Annotated in this window: 18 protein-coding genes and 1 tRNA gene; 10 read left to right on the plus strand and 9 right to left on the minus strand. The window is 70.7% G+C overall.

Going from position 1 to position 17,008, the window contains the following annotated elements; translation table 11 throughout:
• Positions 1-53: 53 nt before the first annotated feature.
• Positions 54-1,706 (plus strand): Na/Pi cotransporter family protein, encoded by a 1,653-nt coding sequence (locus ACK41C_RS11435; RefSeq protein WP_409654165.1) that lies wholly within the window; start codon positions 54-56, stop codon positions 1,704-1,706.
• Here ACK41C_RS11435 and ACK41C_RS11440 read toward each other — a convergent pair.
• The gene (locus tag ACK41C_RS11440) at positions 1,652-2,215 is read right to left on the minus strand and encodes a hypothetical protein (RefSeq protein ID WP_409654167.1); all 564 of its coding nucleotides are present in this window, start codon (positions 2,213-2,215) and stop codon (positions 1,652-1,654) included. The genes ACK41C_RS11435 and ACK41C_RS11440 overlap by 55 nt on opposite strands.
• Before the next feature lie 141 nt (positions 2,216-2,356).
• Between ACK41C_RS11440 and ACK41C_RS11445 the strand changes: the two genes are divergently transcribed.
• Together ACK41C_RS11445 and ACK41C_RS11450 are read left to right on the plus strand one after the other, a co-directional pair.
• Positions 2,357-3,478 (plus strand): acyl-CoA dehydrogenase family protein, encoded by a 1,122-nt coding sequence (locus tag ACK41C_RS11445; protein WP_409654169.1) that lies wholly within the window; start codon positions 2,357-2,359, stop codon positions 3,476-3,478.
• 12 nt (positions 3,479-3,490) lie between these two features.
• Complete coding sequence (locus ACK41C_RS11450; RefSeq protein WP_409654172.1) at positions 3,491-4,720, plus strand: acyl-CoA dehydrogenase family protein; 1,230 nt, start codon at positions 3,491-3,493, stop codon at positions 4,718-4,720.
• Between the two features lie 7 nt (positions 4,721-4,727).
• Here the strand turns inward: ACK41C_RS11450 and ACK41C_RS11455 are convergent, their stop codons facing one another.
• The 5 genes from ACK41C_RS11455 to ACK41C_RS11475 form a co-directional block, all read right to left on the minus strand.
• Positions 4,728-5,942: a glycosyltransferase gene (locus ACK41C_RS11455; RefSeq protein ID WP_409654174.1), complete on the minus strand. Its 1,215-nt coding sequence runs from the start codon at positions 5,940-5,942 to the stop codon at positions 4,728-4,730.
• 122 nt (positions 5,943-6,064) lie between these two features.
• The gene (locus ACK41C_RS11460; RefSeq protein ID WP_409654177.1) at positions 6,065-6,487 is read right to left on the minus strand and encodes a CBS domain-containing protein; all 423 of its coding nucleotides are present in this window, start codon (positions 6,485-6,487) and stop codon (positions 6,065-6,067) included.
• 151 nt (positions 6,488-6,638) lie between these two features.
• Positions 6,639-7,565, minus strand: coding sequence for an isopenicillin N synthase family dioxygenase (locus tag ACK41C_RS11465; RefSeq protein ID WP_409654179.1), 927 nt, complete (start codon positions 7,563-7,565; stop codon positions 6,639-6,641).
• Complete coding sequence (locus ACK41C_RS11470) at positions 7,562-8,416, minus strand: ribokinase (RefSeq protein ID WP_409654182.1); 855 nt, start codon at positions 8,414-8,416, stop codon at positions 7,562-7,564. Before ACK41C_RS11470 ends, ACK41C_RS11465 begins: the two co-directional genes overlap by 4 nt.
• Positions 8,413-9,339, minus strand: coding sequence for a nucleoside hydrolase (locus tag ACK41C_RS11475; RefSeq protein ID WP_409654185.1), 927 nt, complete (start codon positions 9,337-9,339; stop codon positions 8,413-8,415). Before ACK41C_RS11475 ends, ACK41C_RS11470 begins: the two co-directional genes overlap by 4 nt.
• A 190-nt stretch (positions 9,340-9,529) precedes the next feature.
• Between ACK41C_RS11475 and ACK41C_RS11480 the strand changes: the two genes are divergently transcribed.
• Positions 9,530-9,781, plus strand: a complete 252-nt coding sequence (locus ACK41C_RS11480; protein ID WP_409654188.1) for a hypothetical protein — start codon at positions 9,530-9,532, stop codon at positions 9,779-9,781.
• A gap of 128 nt (positions 9,782-9,909) precedes the next feature.
• Positions 9,910-11,325: a hypothetical protein gene (locus ACK41C_RS11485; RefSeq protein WP_409654191.1), complete on the plus strand. Its 1,416-nt coding sequence runs from the start codon at positions 9,910-9,912 to the stop codon at positions 11,323-11,325.
• Positions 11,326-11,347: 22 nt separating this feature from the next.
• On the opposite strand, the gene ACK41C_RS11490 is transcribed toward ACK41C_RS11485, so the two are convergent.
• Complete coding sequence (locus ACK41C_RS11490) at positions 11,348-12,721, minus strand: spinster family MFS transporter (RefSeq protein WP_409654194.1); 1,374 nt, start codon at positions 12,719-12,721, stop codon at positions 11,348-11,350.
• Between the two features lie 111 nt (positions 12,722-12,832).
• Between ACK41C_RS11490 and ACK41C_RS11495 the strand changes: the two genes are divergently transcribed.
• From ACK41C_RS11495 to ACK41C_RS11510, 4 genes are all read left to right on the plus strand, one after another.
• Entirely contained in the window at positions 12,833-13,468 is a 636-nt protein-coding gene (locus ACK41C_RS11495) for a glutathione S-transferase family protein (protein WP_409654197.1), read from the plus strand.
• Positions 13,438-14,265 (plus strand): M48 family metallopeptidase, encoded by an 828-nt coding sequence (locus ACK41C_RS11500; protein ID WP_409654200.1) that lies wholly within the window; start codon positions 13,438-13,440, stop codon positions 14,263-14,265. The genes ACK41C_RS11495 and ACK41C_RS11500 overlap by 31 nt, the downstream gene beginning before the upstream one ends.
• Positions 14,266-14,312: 47 nt before the next feature.
• Positions 14,313-14,401 (plus strand) — tRNA-Leu (locus ACK41C_RS11505).
• A gap of 124 nt (positions 14,402-14,525) precedes the next feature.
• Positions 14,526-14,765 (plus strand): DUF6894 family protein, encoded by a 240-nt coding sequence (locus tag ACK41C_RS11510; RefSeq protein ID WP_409654203.1) that lies wholly within the window; start codon positions 14,526-14,528, stop codon positions 14,763-14,765.
• Between the two features lie 81 nt (positions 14,766-14,846).
• On the opposite strand, the gene ACK41C_RS11515 is transcribed toward ACK41C_RS11510, so the two are convergent.
• Together ACK41C_RS11515 and ACK41C_RS11520 are read right to left on the minus strand one after the other, a co-directional pair.
• Positions 14,847-15,128, minus strand: coding sequence for a hypothetical protein (locus tag ACK41C_RS11515; protein WP_409654205.1), 282 nt, complete (start codon positions 15,126-15,128; stop codon positions 14,847-14,849).
• A gap of 134 nt (positions 15,129-15,262) precedes the next feature.
• A complete protein-coding gene (locus ACK41C_RS11520) occupies positions 15,263-15,520 on the minus strand; it encodes a hypothetical protein (protein ID WP_409654207.1) in 258 nt (85 codons plus the stop codon).
• A gap of 152 nt (positions 15,521-15,672) precedes the next feature.
• Here ACK41C_RS11520 and ACK41C_RS11525 point away from each other — a divergent pair, with 152 nt between their 5' ends.
• Positions 15,673-16,962: a sensor histidine kinase gene (locus tag ACK41C_RS11525; RefSeq protein ID WP_409654210.1), complete on the plus strand. Its 1,290-nt coding sequence runs from the start codon at positions 15,673-15,675 to the stop codon at positions 16,960-16,962.
• Positions 16,963-17,008: the final 46 nt, after the last annotated feature.

Genomic DNA, 17,008 nt, shown 5'->3' on the forward strand with positions numbered 1-17,008 from the left:
GAGGGACCAGGGCCGCCGGACACCGCGCCGGGCGGCCGGCGCGGAGGAGCCTGATGTTCGACATGCCGACGCTGGGGGCGCTGCTGGGCGGCCTCGGCCTTTTCCTGCTCGGCATGCGGATGATGACCGAGGGGCTGAAGCTCGCCGCCGGCGACGCCTTGCGCGCGTTGCTGCAGTCCTGGACCCACTCTCCGTTGCGCGGACTGGCGGCGGGCTTCCTGATCACCGCCATCGTCCAGTCCTCCAGCGCCGTCACCGTCGCCACGATCGGCTTCGTCAACGCCGGCCTGCTGACGCTTTCCCAGGCCATGTGGGTGGTGTTCGGCAGTAATGTCGGCACCACCATGACCGGCTGGCTGGTGGCCATGGTGGGGGTGAAGGTCGACGTCGGCGCGCTTTCCCTGCCGTTGCTGGGGACAGGAATGCTGCTGCGGTTGGCCGCGGCCGGGCGGGTGCGGCTGGGCGGGGCGGGGGAGGCGCTCGCCGGCTTCGGCGCCTTCTTCCTGGGGGTCGGCTTCCTGCAGTCGGCCTTTTCCGACCTGGCGCCTCAGTTCGGCCTCGCCGGGCGCCCGGCCGACCCGGCGACCCTGATGCTCGCCGTAGGCCTGGGCGCGGCCCTGACGCTGCTCACCCAATCTTCCAGCGCGGCGGTGGCGATCACATTGACCGCCGTGGCTCAGGGCGCAGCGCCCCTGCTCGTCGCTGCGGCCGTCGTAGTCGGGACAAATATCGGGACGACTTCCACAGCCCTGCTCGCCACCCTGGGCGCGACGCCGCCGGCGCGGCGGGTGGCGATGGCCCACATCGCCTTCAACCTGCTGACCGGTGCGGTGGCGCTCGCCTTGCTGCCGGTGTTCGTGACGATCAGCCACGAGGCGGCGGAGTTCGTCGGTCTCGGCGCCGAGCCGCCAGCCGTCTTGGCCATCTTCCACACGCTCTTCAACCTGACCGGCGTCGCCGTGATCGTCCCGCTCGCCAGGCCGCTGGAGCAGCGCTTGGCGCGCCTCTTCGCCACCCCGGCCGAACAGATCGGGCGGCCGCGCCATCTCGACGCCAACCTCCTGGCCGTGCCGGACCTCGCCCTGCGTGGACTGGTCATTGAGCTCTCCGAAATGCGCGCCCTCGTCTTCGCCCTGCTCCAGCGGGGTCTGGCGGCCCCCCTTCGGCCCGCCGACGAGGCGGTCCGCTCGGGTCTGCGGCTGCTGGCCGAGGCGGTGCGGGCCTTCATCTCCGGTCTCAGCACTCGGCCCCTGCCGGCCGCCGTGGTGGACGCCCTGCCGGACCTGCTGCGTGGCCTGCAGCATCTGGAGGACCTGACGGAGCTGGCTGGGGATCTCGACGGCCCAGATCCCCAGGCGCCGGATCTCGCCGCAAGCTTCGGGCCGCTGCGGGCGGCGGCGGCGGGCATCCTGCAGGCTGACGAGGTCGCGACGCCCGACAGCGCGGCCATGGCCGGCGCCGAACAGGCCTATCAGGTCTTCAAGGCCGCCCTGCTGCACGCCACCGCCGAGGGGCGGCTGACGCCGGAGGCCCTGGATCGGCTGCTGGCGAGGGCCGCGCGGCTGCGGCGCTGCGCGGAGATCACGGTGAAGACCCGGCGGCGGCTCGATGGCTGGATCGCGGGCCTGGGCGCCGTGGAGGGCGCGGAGCCCTATTCGGCGGCTTCGGCGGGGCTCGCGTCGGCTTCCGGCACTTCGGCCAGATAGCGGTCGATCTGCCGGGCGGCGTCGGCCAGGCGGCGCACCTCCGGCGGCGCATCGTCAGGATTCTCCTCGACCATGGCCCTGAGCTCGCGGGCGATCGCCAGCAGCCGCGGGGCGGCGACGATCAGCCGGGCCTGGGCCTCGATCTTGTGCGGGTCGCGGTCGTATTCGGCGCCCGGCACGCGCCAACCGCCCCAGTCGTTGGCGTCGGTCACCACCACCGGATAGGTGCCGGGATAGGGATGGTGGCGGCAGTCGTCTTCGGTCTGCCACTTGTTGCGCGCCCGCAGGAGCCGCCAGCGGGCGCCGTCGGCGGCCGGATCGGCTCCGGCGTCCTGCTCGGCCTTCAACTCGTGGGCCAGGAATTCGCGGCCCAGGCCGACGTCGTAGGTCACCCGCACCGGCTCGTCGAACCCGCGGGCCCAGACCGGCACGATCTTCTCCACGACCGACCAGGCGCCGACGCTCTCGACCCAGACCTTCTGGTTCCGCTGGAATACCGCCTTGGCCATCTCCGCGCCTCTGCTGGGCTCCTCGAGGCGCGCATAAGACCCTGAAATTCTTGACGCGAGGTCAATCTTTCCAAGGCGCGCGGGCTGCGTATGGTGGCGCCGAGGAAACGACAGACACCGCAACCGCGGGATGGGCCAGAGATGAATTTCGACTTTTCCGACGACCAGAAGTTCCTGAAGAACGAGGCGCGAAAGTTCCTCCAGGCCAACTGCCCGACCAGCCGCGTGCGCCAGGTGCTGGACGACGAGGCCAAGGCCTATGACGAAGGCCTCTGGAAGGCGGTGGCCGAGCAGGGCTGGCTGGGCGCGGCGATCCCGGAGGCCCACGGCGGCCTGGGGCTGGGCCGCGTCGAGCTCTGCGCCATCGCCGAGGAGCTGGGCCGGGCGCTGGCGCCCATCCCCTTCGCCTCCACCGTCTATTTCCTGGCCGAAGCGGTGATGCTGGCCGGGAGCGAGGAGCAGAAGGCCGAACTGCTGCCGAAGATCGCGGCGGGCGAGGTCATCGGCGCCATGGCGACCTCCGAGGGGCCGGGGGCGGTCTCCGCCGCCAACCTCCAGGCGACGGTGACGGACGGCAAGCTGAGCGGCGTGAAGCTCCCGGTGACCGACGGTGATATCGCCACCGTCGCCGTGGTCTTGGCCAAGGAAGGCGGCAAGCCCGGCTTGTTCCTGGTCGATCTGACCGGCCCAGGCGTGACGCGCGAGCCGCTGAAGACCCTCGATCCGACCCGCGACGCGGCGAAACTCTCCTTCGACGGGGCGCCTGCGCGCCGCCTGGGCGGGGCGGGCGAGGGCCTTTCCCTGATGGAGCAGGTCTTCGATCGCGCCGCCGTGCTGCTGGCCTTCGAACAGTGCGGCGGCGCCGACCAATGCCTGGAAATGGCCAAGGACTACGCGCTCAACCGCTACGCCTTCGGCCGCACCATCGCCTCCTACCAGGCGATCAAGCACAAGCTGGCCGACATGTACGTGAAGAACGAGCTGGCCCGCTCCAACGCCTATTACGGCGCCTGGGCGCTCAACACCGATGCGCCGGAGCTGCCGACCGCGGCGGCGGCGGCGCGCATCGCCGCCTCCGAAGCCTATTGGTTCGCCTCGAAGGAGAACATCCAGACCCACGGGGGTATCGGCTTCACCTGGGAGGTGGACTGCCACCTGCACTACCGGCGCTCGCGCCAGCTCTCGCTCGTGGCCGGCGCGCCCCGGGTCTGGAAGGAACGGCTGGTCAGCCAGCTCGAGCGCCGCAACGCCGAAGCCGCGTAAGGGAGTAGGATCATGGACTTCAACGACACGCCCGAAGAAGCCGCCTACCGCAAGCAGGTCCAGGACTGGCTCGCCGCCAACGCGCCCAAGCAGCATGTGGGCGGAGACCCCGAGGGCGGCGGGGATTCCATGGCCGCCTCCAAGGCCTGGCAGGCGAAGAAGGCCGCCGCCGGCTACGCCTGCATTACCTGGCCCAAGGAATGGGGCGGCCAGGGCGGCAATCCGATCCAGCAGGTGATCTTCAACCAGGAAGAGGCCAAGTATCCGATCCCGCCCAACCCGTTCCAGATCGGCCTGGGCATGTGCGTGCCCACGGTGATGACCTTCGCCGACGACGAGACCAAGAAGCGGTTCGTGGGCCCGGCCATCCGCGGCGAGGAGATCTGGTGCCAGCTGTTCTCGGAGCCCGCAGGCGGCTCCGACGTGGCTGCGTCCCGCACCAAGGCCGAGCCGGCGCCGGACGGCTCCGGCGACTGGATCATCAACGGCCAGAAGGTGTGGACCACCGGCGCGCAGTTCTCCGACTACGGCATCGTCGTGGTGCGCACCGATCCGAACGTGCCCAAGCACAAGGGCCTGACCATGTTCTGGGTCGACATGAAGGATCCAGGCATCGAGGTGAAGCCGATCCACCAGATGTCGGGCGGCTCGGGCTTCAACGAGGTGTTCTTCACCAATGTGCGGGTGAAGGACAGCCAGCGCCTGGGCGGCGTCGGCGACGGCTGGAAGGTTTCCCTCGTCACCCTGATGAACGAGCGGCTTGCGGTGGGCGGCGCCACGGGCATGGGCTGGTCGCAGTTCCTGGAGGCCGCCCGCGGAACGCCGGGCCTCGACGGCGGCTCGGCCCTGAAAGATCAGGCCCTGCGCGAGAAGCTGGCCGACTGGTACGTCCAGGCCGAGGGGCTGAAGCACACCCGCAACCGCACCATGACCGCGCTATCCCGGGGGCAGACGCCCGGCCCGGAAAGCTCGATCGGCAAGATCGTCTCGGCCGGCCAGATGCAGGATCTGGCCAACACGGCGCTGGAGATGCTGGATCAGTACGGGATCATCGACGATCCGGAGCTGGCCCTGATGCGCGGCGGCTTCCACTCTTCGCTCATGTTCGCGCCGGGCTTGCGCATCGCGGGCGGCACGGACGAGATCCTGCGCAACATCATCGCCGAACGCGTGCTGGGCCTGCCCGGAGACATCCGGGTGGACAAGGACGTGCCGTTCAAGGACGTGCCGACGGGGCGGTAGCGGCTCCCTAGGCCCGCAGCTGCACCGAGGCCGGCCGGCCTACCGCCAGTTCGCCATAAAGGCGGCACAGGCCTTCGAAGGTGGTGTCCCAGGTGTGGCGCTGTTCGGCGCGGCGGCGGGCGGCGGTCTTGATCGGCGCCTGGTCGCGGGCGAACAGGGCCTCGATGGCTTCGGCCATTCCGGCGGGGTCGCAGCGCGTGGCGCGCTGGCCCACCGTCTCGTCGATCAGCTCGGCCACGCCGCCGCGGCAAGGGCCGACCACCGGCACGCCCGAGGCGAGGGACTCAAGCACGATCAGGCCGAAGGGCTCGTTCTCGTTGGCGTGGACCAGGGCGTCGCAGCTGGCCATCAGTTCGGCCAGCTTGATCGGGTCGCGCTCATAGGCCATCGGGATCACGCGGGGCGAATAGTGCGCGTCCTTGCCGGCGCCGACCAGCAGCAGCCAATAGGGCTCGCCCAGGCGCTCCACGGCGCAGACCAGGCTGTCGATGTTCTTCTCCCTTGCGGGGCGTCCGGCGAAGACCAGGAGCCGCGCATCGGCCGGCACGCCCAGGCGGCGCTTCAGCCGGGCGGGATCGGCGCGCGAGGGGTGGAAGCGCTCCACGTCCACGCCCAGCATCTGCACCGTCACCTTGTCGACGCCGGCCTCGGCCAGGCGATTGGCCATGTGACGGCTGGGCGCCACCACCCGGTCGAACCGCCGGAAGGTCCCGGCCCAATGCTTCATGGCCGGCGCTTCCGCCCACTCGCCGAAGTGCAGGGCGGCGAGCGCCGCCGCGTCGGTATGGCAGAAGCCCACGACCGGCACGCCGAGCGAGGCGCCGGCCTCGAGGGCTGCGTGGCCGGGCACGAAGATGTCGCCGGCCTCGATCACGTCCGGCTCCAGCATCCGCAGCACCGTCTCCCACTTGGTGGTGGAGGCGGGCATCCGATAGCCGTCGCCGAACGGCAGCCGCGCGGCGGCGACCGTGACGACGCCGGGGGCTTCGAGCCCGGTCGTGGCGCCGGGCACCACCAGGGTGTGCTCGACATCCGGCCGGCGCCTAGCCAGCCACTCGCGCTTGTGGGTGAGGTAGCGCTTCACCCCGCCGGAGCGCGGCGCATACATCATGGTGGTGTCGATCAGGTGGAAGCCGACGCGGCCCGGCGCGCCGAAATAGGGTGCATCGGCCGGATGGAGCCGGATCGGATTGTGAGTAGGGGAATCCTTGAAATCGAACACCCGACGACCTTTCGCTGCGAGTCTTCATTCCAACGGACGTCCGGGCGGTTTGGTTCGCCCGGACGCCTGCTCGATAGATAGGAACCCGCTACGGCGACGCCACGCCGTGCGTTCCGTCAAATTCAGATCGAGCGCGTCGGTTCGCTGATCTCCTCCAGCGTCTGGCCCGTTTTGCGATCCTTGATCTTCCCGGTCAGGTCGCCCAGCGCCAGTATGCCGACCAGGCGCTTGTCGCGGTCCACCACCGGCAGGCGGCGGATCTGGGAATCGGCCATGCGATCGGCCGCCTCCGCAGCGTCATCGTCGTCGAACACGTATTCCACGTCGGGCGTCATGATGTCGGAGACCGCGCTTTCAAAACTGCGCCCTTCGGCCACCGCGCGGATGGCGATATCGCGGTCGGTGACCACGCCCTGCACCTTGTCGCCGTCGCAGACCGGCAGGGAGCCGACGTCGATCTCCTTCATGCGCTTGGCGACGCTCTGGATGGACTCGTCCGGACGCGCCACCTGCACGTCGCGGGACATGATCTCGCTGACTTTCATGGGATTCTCCTCGGGATATGGGCCTCCCTTGAACCGCCGCAGGCGCGATTGGTTTCGGCTGCGCCGCAGATGCTTCTTCGCTGCTCGAGCTGTCGGCGAAGTCGACCGGCGGACTTCGACTTGGACGTTCGGGGGGATCTGAGGCGGGTTCTCAGCCCGCCAACCCGATCTCCCGTAGCCGCTCCCGCAGGAACTCGCCGGCTGTTATCGGCGGCCATTTTGCGCCATCGCCCTGGCAGGACGGCAGGCAGGCCAGCGAAGTCGCCGAGTTCGGGTGCATGAAGAAGGGCATGGAATAGCGGCTGACGTTCGGCCCTTCCGGATTGACCACCCGGTGAGTGGTGGAGGGGACCACCCCGTTGGTCAGGCGCTGCAGCATGTCGCCGGAATCCACGATCAGGTTGCGCGGCTCGGTCTCCACCGGCAGCCAGCTCCCGTCGCGATCCAGCAGCTGCAGGCCGGCGCCCTTGGCGGCCACCAGTATGGTCAGGAAGTTGATGTCTTCGTGAGCGGCCGACCGAACCGCGCCAGGCGGCGCATCGTCCGGCACGGGCGGATAGTGCAGGACGCGCAGGATCGAAGTCCCGTCGCGCACCTTGTCGTCGAAATAGTCGGGCGGAAGCGACAGCTGCGGCGCCAGCGCCTCCAGCAGCAGTCGGCCGGTCTCGTCGAGGCCTGCGAAAAGGGTCTGGAACGTCTCCTGAAAGTCCGGAATCTCCTGCGGCCAGGCGTTCGGCGGAAAATCCTCCGGCGGGAGGCTCGGCGCCGGGTCGCGGCCGATCTGCCAGAACTCCTTCAGGTCCGGCAAGCGGCTGTCCTTGGCGTGCTCGGTTCCGAAGGGGGTGTAGCCGCGCAGGCCCGCAGCGTAGCGGCGCTTCTGCGCTTCCGGCAACGCGAACAGGGCTTCGGCGAGATCGTAGGCGCGGCCCAGCAGTTCCGTCGGGACGTTGTGGTCCGTCAGGATGATGAAGCCGTAGCGTTGCAGCCCCTCCATCAAGGCGCGGGAGAAGGCCTGGCGCGCGGCGTCGTCGCCGTGGGTGAAGTCGCGCAGGGAGAGTTCCGGGACGCCGCGGGTCATCGGGCGGGCTCCATCAGGGCTTCGACCTCGCGGCGAAGCGGAAGGGAGGGCTGGGCCCCGGGCCGTGTGGCGGCCGCGGCGCCGGCGGCGCAGGCGAAGGCCAGGGCGCGGCCGTGGGGCTGGCCCTCGGCCAAGGCGACTGCGAGCGCGCCGACGAAGGCGTCCCCCGCGCCGGTCGTGTCGACGGGCGTAATCCTCGGCGGCTCGGCGCGGGCCAGGTCCGAACGCCCACGGCGCAGCACCGCGCCGCGGGCTCCGAGCGTGAGGGCCACCAGGGCTTGCGTCCCCTCGAGGGCCGATCCGTAGAAGGCGGCTTCGGTCTCGTTCACGACGATCAGGTCGGCCCGCGCGAGCAACGCCTCGGGGACCGGGGCGGCGGGCGCCAGGTTCAGGACGACAAGGCCTGTGGCGCGTGCCGCTGCGGCCGCGACGGTCTCCACCGGCAACTCCAGTTGGCAGATCAGCGCGCCGTCGAACCGCTCGGGCAGGTGCTTGGGCTCGCAGGCGGCGTTGGCGCCTGGGGCCACCACGATCTGGTTCTCGGCCTCCGGCGACACGGCGATCAGGGCGACGCCGGTCGGCGCCGCTGGATCGACGCCGACGCCTGCCAGGTCCACGCCGCCGGCGCGCAGCAGCGCCAGGGCCTCTTCGGCGAAGGGGTCGGCGCCGACCCGGCCGAACATCCGCACCGTCGCCCCCAGGCGCGCGGCCGCGAGGGCCTGGTTCGCGCCCTTGCCGCCCGGATGGCGCGCCAAAGTCGCGCCGGTCACGGTCTCCCCGGGCGCGGGCAACCGGGCGCCCGAAGCGACGAGGTCGAGATTGATCGATCCGACGACGTCGATGGCGATCATGCCAGCCGCTCCGTCAGCAGGGCGAACACGCCGTCGGCGTCCGCTCGGACCGCCCAACGAACCTTGGCGGCGGCCGGGTCGGCCAGGCGGAATTCCACCGCCGTGTGGCCGAGCGTCAGCGGCGAGGCGGTCTCGACCTGCAGGTCGCACGGCCGCAGCTCGAAAAGCTCCGGCGCGATCAGCCAGGCGATGGGACAGGGGTCGTGCAGGGGCGCGGCGGTTCCGCCCACCAATTCCCGCTCGGTCCGGTTGGCGAAGTCGAACAGGACGCTAGCCGCCCGTGCGGCCGGCCGGGCCGAGGCGCGCAGGGTCGCCAGCCGCGCCTCCGTCGCCCGCACCTGATGCGTGACGTCCAGGCCGAACATGACGACCGGCGCGCCGCAGCCGATCACCGCCTGGGCGGCATGGGGATCGGCGAAGATGTTGTACTCGGCGGACGCCGTGATGTTGCCGCCCTCGGACCGGGCGCCGCCCATGGCGACCACCTGGCCGATGCGGCCGGCCAGGCCTGGCTCCAGCGCCAAAGCGAGCGCCAGGTTGGTCATCGGCCCGGTCACGGCCACGGTCACCGATCCCGGCGGCTCGCGTCGCAAGGCCTCGACGATGAAGGCGGCGGCGTGGCCCGCGGCCGCCGGCGCGCGGGGTTCGAAGATGTCGAGGTCGCCCAGCCCGCTCTCGCCGTGAAAATGGTCGGCCTCCACCGGCGGACGGACCAAGGGCCGCACGGCGCCGGCATGGACGGGCACGTCCTCGCGGCCGGCGATCTGGCGGATCAGGCGGGCGTTGCGGGCGGTGAGCTCGGCCCCGACATTGCCGGCCACTGTGGTGACGCCCAGGAGCTCCAGCTCCGGCGAGGCGAAGGCGAGAAGAAGGGCGATGGCGTCGTCGACGCCGGGATCGCAATCGAGGATCAACTTTGACACCGGCCCATTCTCGCGGAGGAGCCGGCCGCCCCGCAAGGCGCAGTTCAAAACTAAACTTTACGGGCGAACAACCATTTGAGCGCAGCATGTCGGCATGACGGCGGTTCCTTTCACAGGCGCCGAGCGGCGCGCCCTGGCGAGATGGCGAACCCTTCAGGGGGGGCGGATCTGCTATGGCCAGCATCATGCCTTGTCCGTCGACTGCGTGATCCGCAACCTGACCGAGGCCGGCGCCATGCTCCGCGTGCCGGACGGTCAGCCGATCCCCGACACCTTCACCCTGATGCACATCCCCGGGGGTATGGCCTTCGAGGCCAAGCTCTCCTGGCGGCGGGGCGATCTGGTCGGCGCCGAGTTCAGCGCGCGCCACGACCTGAAGGGGCCCGTGCCGGACGAGTACAAGGCCCTGCGAAACGTCTGGCTGGCCCTGGCGCCGGCCTGAGGCCACGCTCCGCCTCATTCCCGCCTCAAGCGTGAACCTCGCCTGACGGGGCGATCAAACCCGGTTCAGGGGCGTTGAGTCACCATTCCCGGCCTGGCGCGAACTGCGCCCCGCGAGAGGATGGAGACATGACCCGCCGACCGCACGGCGTTCGAACCGGCCTCCTGATGTCCGTGGCCGCCGCCCTGGTCCTGGGCGGCTGTCGCGAGGAGGCTCAACCTGCCGGAGGCTACGGCCTGCCGCCCTCGGCCTTCGCCTACGACGCGGCGCCCGCGCCGGAAGCACTGGCCCTGCCGCCTGCGCCGCCCGCGCCGGTGGCGGCCTACGGCCCCGACATGGGTTATGGCTGGGCGGAGCGCGCCTACGCCATGGAGCGCGCCTTCTACGACGCGCCGCCTGACTACGGCTTCTACTACGACGACGTCCAGCCTTGGGTCTGGGAGACCCAGGACCATTGGGCGCTCTACGCCGAGCCCGTCACCGACGGCTATCGCTACTATTACTACGAGCCCGGCGCGGCCCACCCCTATTTCGTCCGCGATCCGTACTACGGCTACGGCTACGACGATGCGGGCCGGCTGGTGACTCTCGTCACCCTGGCCGGGGTGTTGCTGCCCCAGTCGCATCTCGAACGCCGCGCCGACGTCGCCGGCCGCTACTGGACCCGCGCTCGGTCCCTGCGGCAGGCCGCCCGCGTCCGCACCGTGTCGGTGAGGGAGGAAGCGTGGCTGGCGCGCCGGCCCGCCATCGTCCGCACCCAGACGCCCTGGATCCAGGCCGCCGCGCGCCAGGAGGACTGGAGGCGTCATCGGGAGCGTCACGGCGCCCGCGAAGTGCGGCGCTTCGAACCCGAGCGGACCCTTCGTCAGGCGCAGGTCGCCGAACTGCGTCGCGCAGAACTGTCGCGGATCGCGCCGGAACGTCGCGAGGACCGTGGCGACCGCCGCCGCGGACGCGACGACCGGACGAACCTGGCCGCCGCCCCGCCGCCGCAACGGATCGCCCCCCAGAGGTCCGAGGTGCGGCCCGAGCGGCCGGAGCGGCGGGAACGCGTCGCCGCTCCGGCTCGCGAGCCTCGCCCCACCCGCGCCCCCGAGGCGCGCGACGGGCGCCCGGCCCGGGCCGAGTTGCGTGAAACGCCGCGCCACGAGGCGCGCCCCGAACGTCCCGCTTCCCGCCCGGAGCGCGCCGAGCGTCCTCTCCGTCCTGCGGAAGCTCGCTCGGAGCGCCCCCGCGCCCACCGCGCCGAACAGTCCCGTCAGCAGCCTCCGGCCCAGCGGGAGGCTCGGGCGCGGCAGGAGGCCCGGCCCGAACGCGCTCGCGCCGAGCGCGCTGAGCGGCCCCGTCAGCCGCGCCAGGCCGAGCGGGAGGTCCGGGCGCGAGGAGGAGCTCGCGCAGAAGCGCCGGCGGAACGGCCGCAGCGGGCCGAGGCTCGGAACGCAGGGCAGGGCGGCCGTGACGCCGCCGCCCGGGAGGGCCGTCCGGAGCGGCCCGATCGCGCCCGGCCCGAGCGCGCCGAGCGTCCTGGGCGCGGGCGGGACTGAACCCTCTCCCGCGCCCCGGCTCTTAGGATTCCATCTCTTCCCGGATGGTCTTGCGGGCGATCCAGAAGAGCAGGAAGGCCAGCACCCCGAAGCAGGTGGAGATGATCAGCGCCCAGCGCACGCCCTCGGCCGAGCCCAGACCGACGCCGTTGGCCATGATGTCGGAGATGATGCCCACGGCCAGCGGCCCCAGGCCCAGGCCGATCAGATTGATGATGAACAGCAGGATGGCCGAGGTGGTCGCCCGCATGTGCGCCGGCACGATGGACTGGCCGATAGCGTAGACCGGGCCGTACCACAGAGACCCCAGCAGGCCGTTGATGATCAGGATCGAGAGCGCCAGAGTCGCCGAAGGCACGCTGACCGCCACGATATAGACCGGCACGGCGATGAGGGAGGCGAGCGCCGGGACCACCACATAGCCGCGCAGGTCGGTCTTGGCGAACCGGTCGGCGATCTGGCCGCCCAGCCAGGCCGAGATCGTGCCGGCGATGCCGGCCAGCAGGCCGAGCGCCAGGCCGAGGAAGCCGATGGACTTCAGATTGAATATGGCCGCCAGGCTGGCGACCTCCTCGCCGTGGACCCGCAGGAAGAAGGAGGCGGTGAACGGGGCGTGGCCGTAGCCGATGAAGGCCTTGATCGCCGCGCCGAAGGCGATCAGCCAGAAGGTCTTCTTCTTGAGCAGGTGTTTCAGCGTGTCGCCGAAGGTGGCTTGATTGGCCTGAATGGTCGCGGCGTGCTGGGCCATGACCTTCCGCGGCTCCTTCAGCGTGAACCAGGCCAGCAGCGCGAAGATGATGCCGGGCGCGCCAGCCACCACGAAGGCCATCCGCCAGCCATAGGCGTCGGCCACCAGCCCGCCCATGATCAGGCCCAGCAGGCCGCCGATCGGCGTGCCCATGGAATAGAAGGCGAGCGCCGAGGCGCGCTTTTCCTTGGCCACATAGTCGGCGATCAGCGAGTGGGCCGGGGGCGTGCAGCCGGCCTCGCCGACGCCGACCCCGATCCGGAAGAGCACCAACTGGACGAAGTTTTGCGCCGCGCCGCACAGGACGGTGAAGCCCGACCAGGCCGCCACCGCCGTGCCAATGATGATCGGGCGGTTCTTGCGCTCGGCCAGACGCGCGATCGGGATGCCGAGCACGGTGTAGAAGATCGCGAAGGCCAGGCCGCTCATCAGGCCTAGCTGCCAGTCGGCCAGGCCCAGGTCGTTCTTAATCGGCTCGGCCAGGATGTTGACCACCTGGCGATCCAGGAAGTTGACGATGTAGATGCCCAGCAGCAGGAACATCGCATACCGCGTATAGGCGGTGGAAAAGGGCTGGGTGGGGATCGCACCGGCCGGCGCCGGCGGGACGACCGGATCGGTCGAAGGTGCGGCGGTTTCTGTGGTCATGAAGCGTTTCCCCAAAATATGCGCAATCGAAATTCTTGTGGTTGTCCTACTCTAGACGACGGCCCCGGGGCGGCGGCAAGAGCCCGAGGTTCGTAAAAGGAGTACGGTGGAATGGAGCTCGTCATCGGAACCAAGAAGTGGTCCACTTGGTCCTTGCGGCCGTGGCTTGCGCTGAAACGGACCGGCGCGCCCTTCACCGAGACGCTCATCGCCCTGCGCCAGGAGGATAACCGCACCGAGACGGCGATTTTGCCGCACTCCCCGTCCGGCCTGGTGCCCGCCTTGAAGGATGGCGACCTGACGGTCTGGGACTCGCTGGCCATCTGCGAATACCTGGCCGAGAAATTCCCCCAGGCGCGCCTGTGGCCGGAGGATGCGACGCTGCGGGCGCTGGCGCGGGCGGCGGCGGCCGAGATGCATTCCGGTTTCGCCTCGCTGCGCGGAGAGTGCCCTATGGCCCTGGACGCGGAGCCGCACGTGGTGACGCTGTCCGGCGCCACCCAGAAGAACGTGCGGCGCATCGTGCGCCTCTGGTCGGACCTGCTGGCGCGCTCCGGCGGTCCGTTCCTGGCCGGAGACTGGTCGATCGCCGACGCCTTCTATACGCCGGTGGCCACGCGCTTCCGCACCTACGGGGTCCACCCGTCCGACTATGGCGACAACGGCGCTTGCGGCGCCTATGCCGCGCGCCTGCTGCAGGAGCCGGATTTCCTGGAATGGGAAGCGGCCGCGAGGCGCCAAGGGTGATCTGCGCCCCCGCCCGGCCGCACGTCCTGGCTCTCGATCGCCGCAGCCTGCTGGCGGCTCTCGCCTCGGGCGCCTTCGTGGTGGCCTGCGACAACAATCCGGAACTCGGCCGCAGTCAGTTCGCCATCGTTCCCGACGAGCAGGTGGCGGAGATGGCCGACCAGGCCTGGGCCGACCTTCTGGCCCAGGCGCCGCAGGTCCGCGATCCCGCGCTCGCCGGACGGTTGGACCAGGTGGGCCGGCGTGTGGCCGGCGTCAGCGGACGCGAGGCCCTTGCCTGGGAGTTCGTCGTCTTCGACCGGCCGGAGGTGAACGCCTTCGTCCTGCCCAACGGCAAGGTCGCCGCATTCCGCGGGCTGATGGAACTGGCGCGCGACGACGACGAGCTCGCCGGCGTGATCGGCCACGAGGTCGGCCACGTCCTCGCCCGCCATCCGGCCGAGCGCCTGAGCCAGCAGCTGGCGGTGGAGCTGGGCGTCGCCGCCGTACAGCTGGCGCTTTCGGGCGGCGAGTACGGCGAGCACGCGAGCGAGATCGCCGGCGCCCTGGGCATGGGGGCCCTTTACGGCGTCATCCTGCCCTATTCGCGCGCCCACGAACTGGAGGCCGACCGCCTGGGCGTGACGCTCGCCGCCCGCGCCGGTTTCGATCCGGCGGGCGCGCTGCGATTCTTCGAGCGCATGGCCGAGGTTTCCGATCGTCGCGATCAGCCGCCGGAGGTGCTGTCGACCCATCCGGCCGACTCCACCCGCCTGACCGCCCTGCGCGAGGTCCTGGCCCGGATGGGCTCGGCCTGACCCGCCTCGACGGTTCGGGCGGCCCTGGCTATATAGCCTTGCGGCTCGCGGGCGTGGCGAAACGGGTAGACGCAACGGACTTAAAATCCGTCGGGCCGAGAGGCCCATGCCGGTTCGAGCCCGGCCGCCCGCACCAGCGCCGCCTTCCTTCCCGTCGCCGAAAATTCACGGCCCCGTCGGGAACACACACATCGGTTCTGCGATTCTAGCGGCGGCCGGGCCGGGGGTTCGGCCCAGCGACATCGGAAAAGGAGGACACCATGAAACACGAGGTGCTCGTCGCGCCGAGCGATCAGGGTTGGACCGTCTGCTCCGAGGACGCCGGCGTGCGCCTGGAGTTCCCGAACGGAGCCCTGGCCGAGGCGGAGGCCCGCCGTATCGCCCGCGAACTGGCGGCCGGCGGGCGGCCTGCGGAGGTGCGCGTGCATCTGCGGGACGGCGGCCTGGCCGGCCGCATCCTCTGCGCCGCGGAGGGCCCGGATCGGGTGGCGACAGGCTAGGGCACGATTCAAAAGTCGGAGCGCGTTCTGATCGCAAGACCGGGCGCCCCTTTTGCGGAACGCGTTCTGAGGGCGGGATCCTCAGTCGGGCGGCGGCGCGCCCTTGTCGTCAGCGCGGGCGCTGCGGGCCTGGGCGGCGGGGTCGCCCGGCGTGTTGCGGGGGCCGTCGTCCACCCCGCCGCCGGCGCCCTGCTCGCGGCCGGGCATGACCGACTCGGCGCCGGGTCCTCCAGCATGCGCCCCGCGGCCCCGCGGCTCGCCATCGTCGGGGCGGCGGCCCTCCGGCGTTTCCTCCGGGGCGAAGCTGCGGGTCAGGTCGGAGGGGCGCGGATTGTTTTCGTTGTCGGCGCGAGGATCGGCCATGGTGTCGTCTCTCCCTTCGAAACGGGTCTTTGGACGGAGACTCGCCAGGGCCGAGGCCTGTTCCCCAGAGCTGCGATCCGATAAGTGGCCGCCGGTCCTGCGATCAGGACGCGCTCCAACTTTTGAAGCCGGCGTCACCCCTCGAGGGGATGCAGCGGGTCGAGCGGTTTGTTCGTTTCCGGCCGGATCAGGCCGAAATAGCCGACAGCCAGGACGATGAGGCCGGTGGCCGCGCCGCCGAGGAATCCCGCGGGCGTGGCGAACCACAGGGTGAGCCACGAGATCGTCGCCGCCAGCAGCACCATGCACCATCGCAGGAGCATGTTGATCGCATGATAGGTGTGGGCGTGGGCGGCGAAGTCCGGGTCTTGGGAAAGCGGACCGGAAACCATGCATAGCCTCCAGATCTGATCGTGCCTTTGGGCAAGCTACGCCCTTTTGCAAGAACCGGCGAGGGCGCTTGCGGTTTCATCAGGCGTGCGGGAGCCGAATTCGGCTTCGTGCGCTTTAGTCCAAAGGTAGAGCTTTTTCTGGGGCTGTTCTTGTGTCGGAAGGCAGGGGGCCGGAATCGGGCGGGGGGCCCGTCTCCAGCGAGGCGCAGCTGGCGGCCGTGCTGGAGAGCATCAGCGACGGCTTCTACGCGCTCGACGCCGACTGGCGGTACGTGATCTTCAATCGCGCCGCGGAGGCCTATTTCGGCGTCTCGGCGGAACGGCTGCTGGGCCGTCGGATGTGGGACGTGTTTCCGCAAGGGATCGGCACGGAGTTCGAGCGCGCCTGCCGCGCGGCGATGGACCGGAGCGAGGTCTCGACCTTCCGCACGCCCTCGCGGTTGCGGCCGGACCGGACGGTGGACCTGCGCATCGCGCCGATGCCCGGAGGCGGGGTCTGCGTCTCCCTGACGGACGTCACCGATCGGGTGCGGGCCGAGAACCGCAGCACGGAAATCCTGGAGAGCATCGGCGACGCCTTCTATGCGGTCGACGCCGACTGGCGCTTCACCTACGTCAACCGCGTGGCCGAGGCGTGGTGGGGGCTTCAGCGCGAAGACCTGATCGGCCGCCCGGTCTGGGAAGCGCTGCCCCAGACGGTGGGCGGCGTGGTCGAGGCGGCTCTGCGCCAAGCGGCCGAGACCCGGGAGCGGGTGCGGATCGAGACCGTTTCGCCGGTGGTGGGGCACTGGGTGGACGTGGCGATCCACCCCACGGCCGACGGCGGCATCTCGGTCTTCCTGCGCGACATCGGGGAGCGGAAGCGCAACGAGGCCGCCCGCGAACTGCTGATGCGCGAGGTGGACCATCGGGCGCGCAACGTGCTGACCGTCGCCCAGGCGGTGGTGCAGCTGACCCAGGCCTCGGACATGGCCGCCTACAAGCAGACGGTGGTCGGCCGGATCGGGGCGCTGGCCCGCGCCCAGGGCTCGCTGGCCAGCCGCCGGTGGGAAGGCGCCCTCCTCTCGCAGGTGCTGGCCGAGGAACTGGCCACGGTGGGGCCGCCCGGGTCCTTCGACCTGGCCGGCCCCGATCAACTGCTGTCGCCCGAGCAGGTGCAGCCGCTCTCGATGATCTTTCATGAGCTGGCCACCAATGCTCTGAAATTCGGCGCCTTCGCCCAAGCCGGACGGGTGGCGGTGAGCTGGGATCTGGATCCGGACGGCGCCCTGCGTCTGGCCTGGCGGGAATCGGCGGCCTGCGAGGCGCCTCCGCGGCGGCTGGGCTTCGGCTCCAAGCTGATCGGCGAACTGGCGCGACAGCTGGGCGGCGAGGTGCGGTTCGATTGGCGGGACACCGGCGTGGTGGTCCATCTGCGGGCGCCGAGGACACAGCCGGCCTGAAATGCGCCCTGGCGAACCTCGCCGCCGGAAGTGGGGACTTGCGCAT

This window comes from Phenylobacterium sp. (genome assembly GCF_046290725.1).
Taxonomy (GTDB): domain Bacteria; phylum Pseudomonadota; class Alphaproteobacteria; order Caulobacterales; family Caulobacteraceae; genus Phenylobacterium.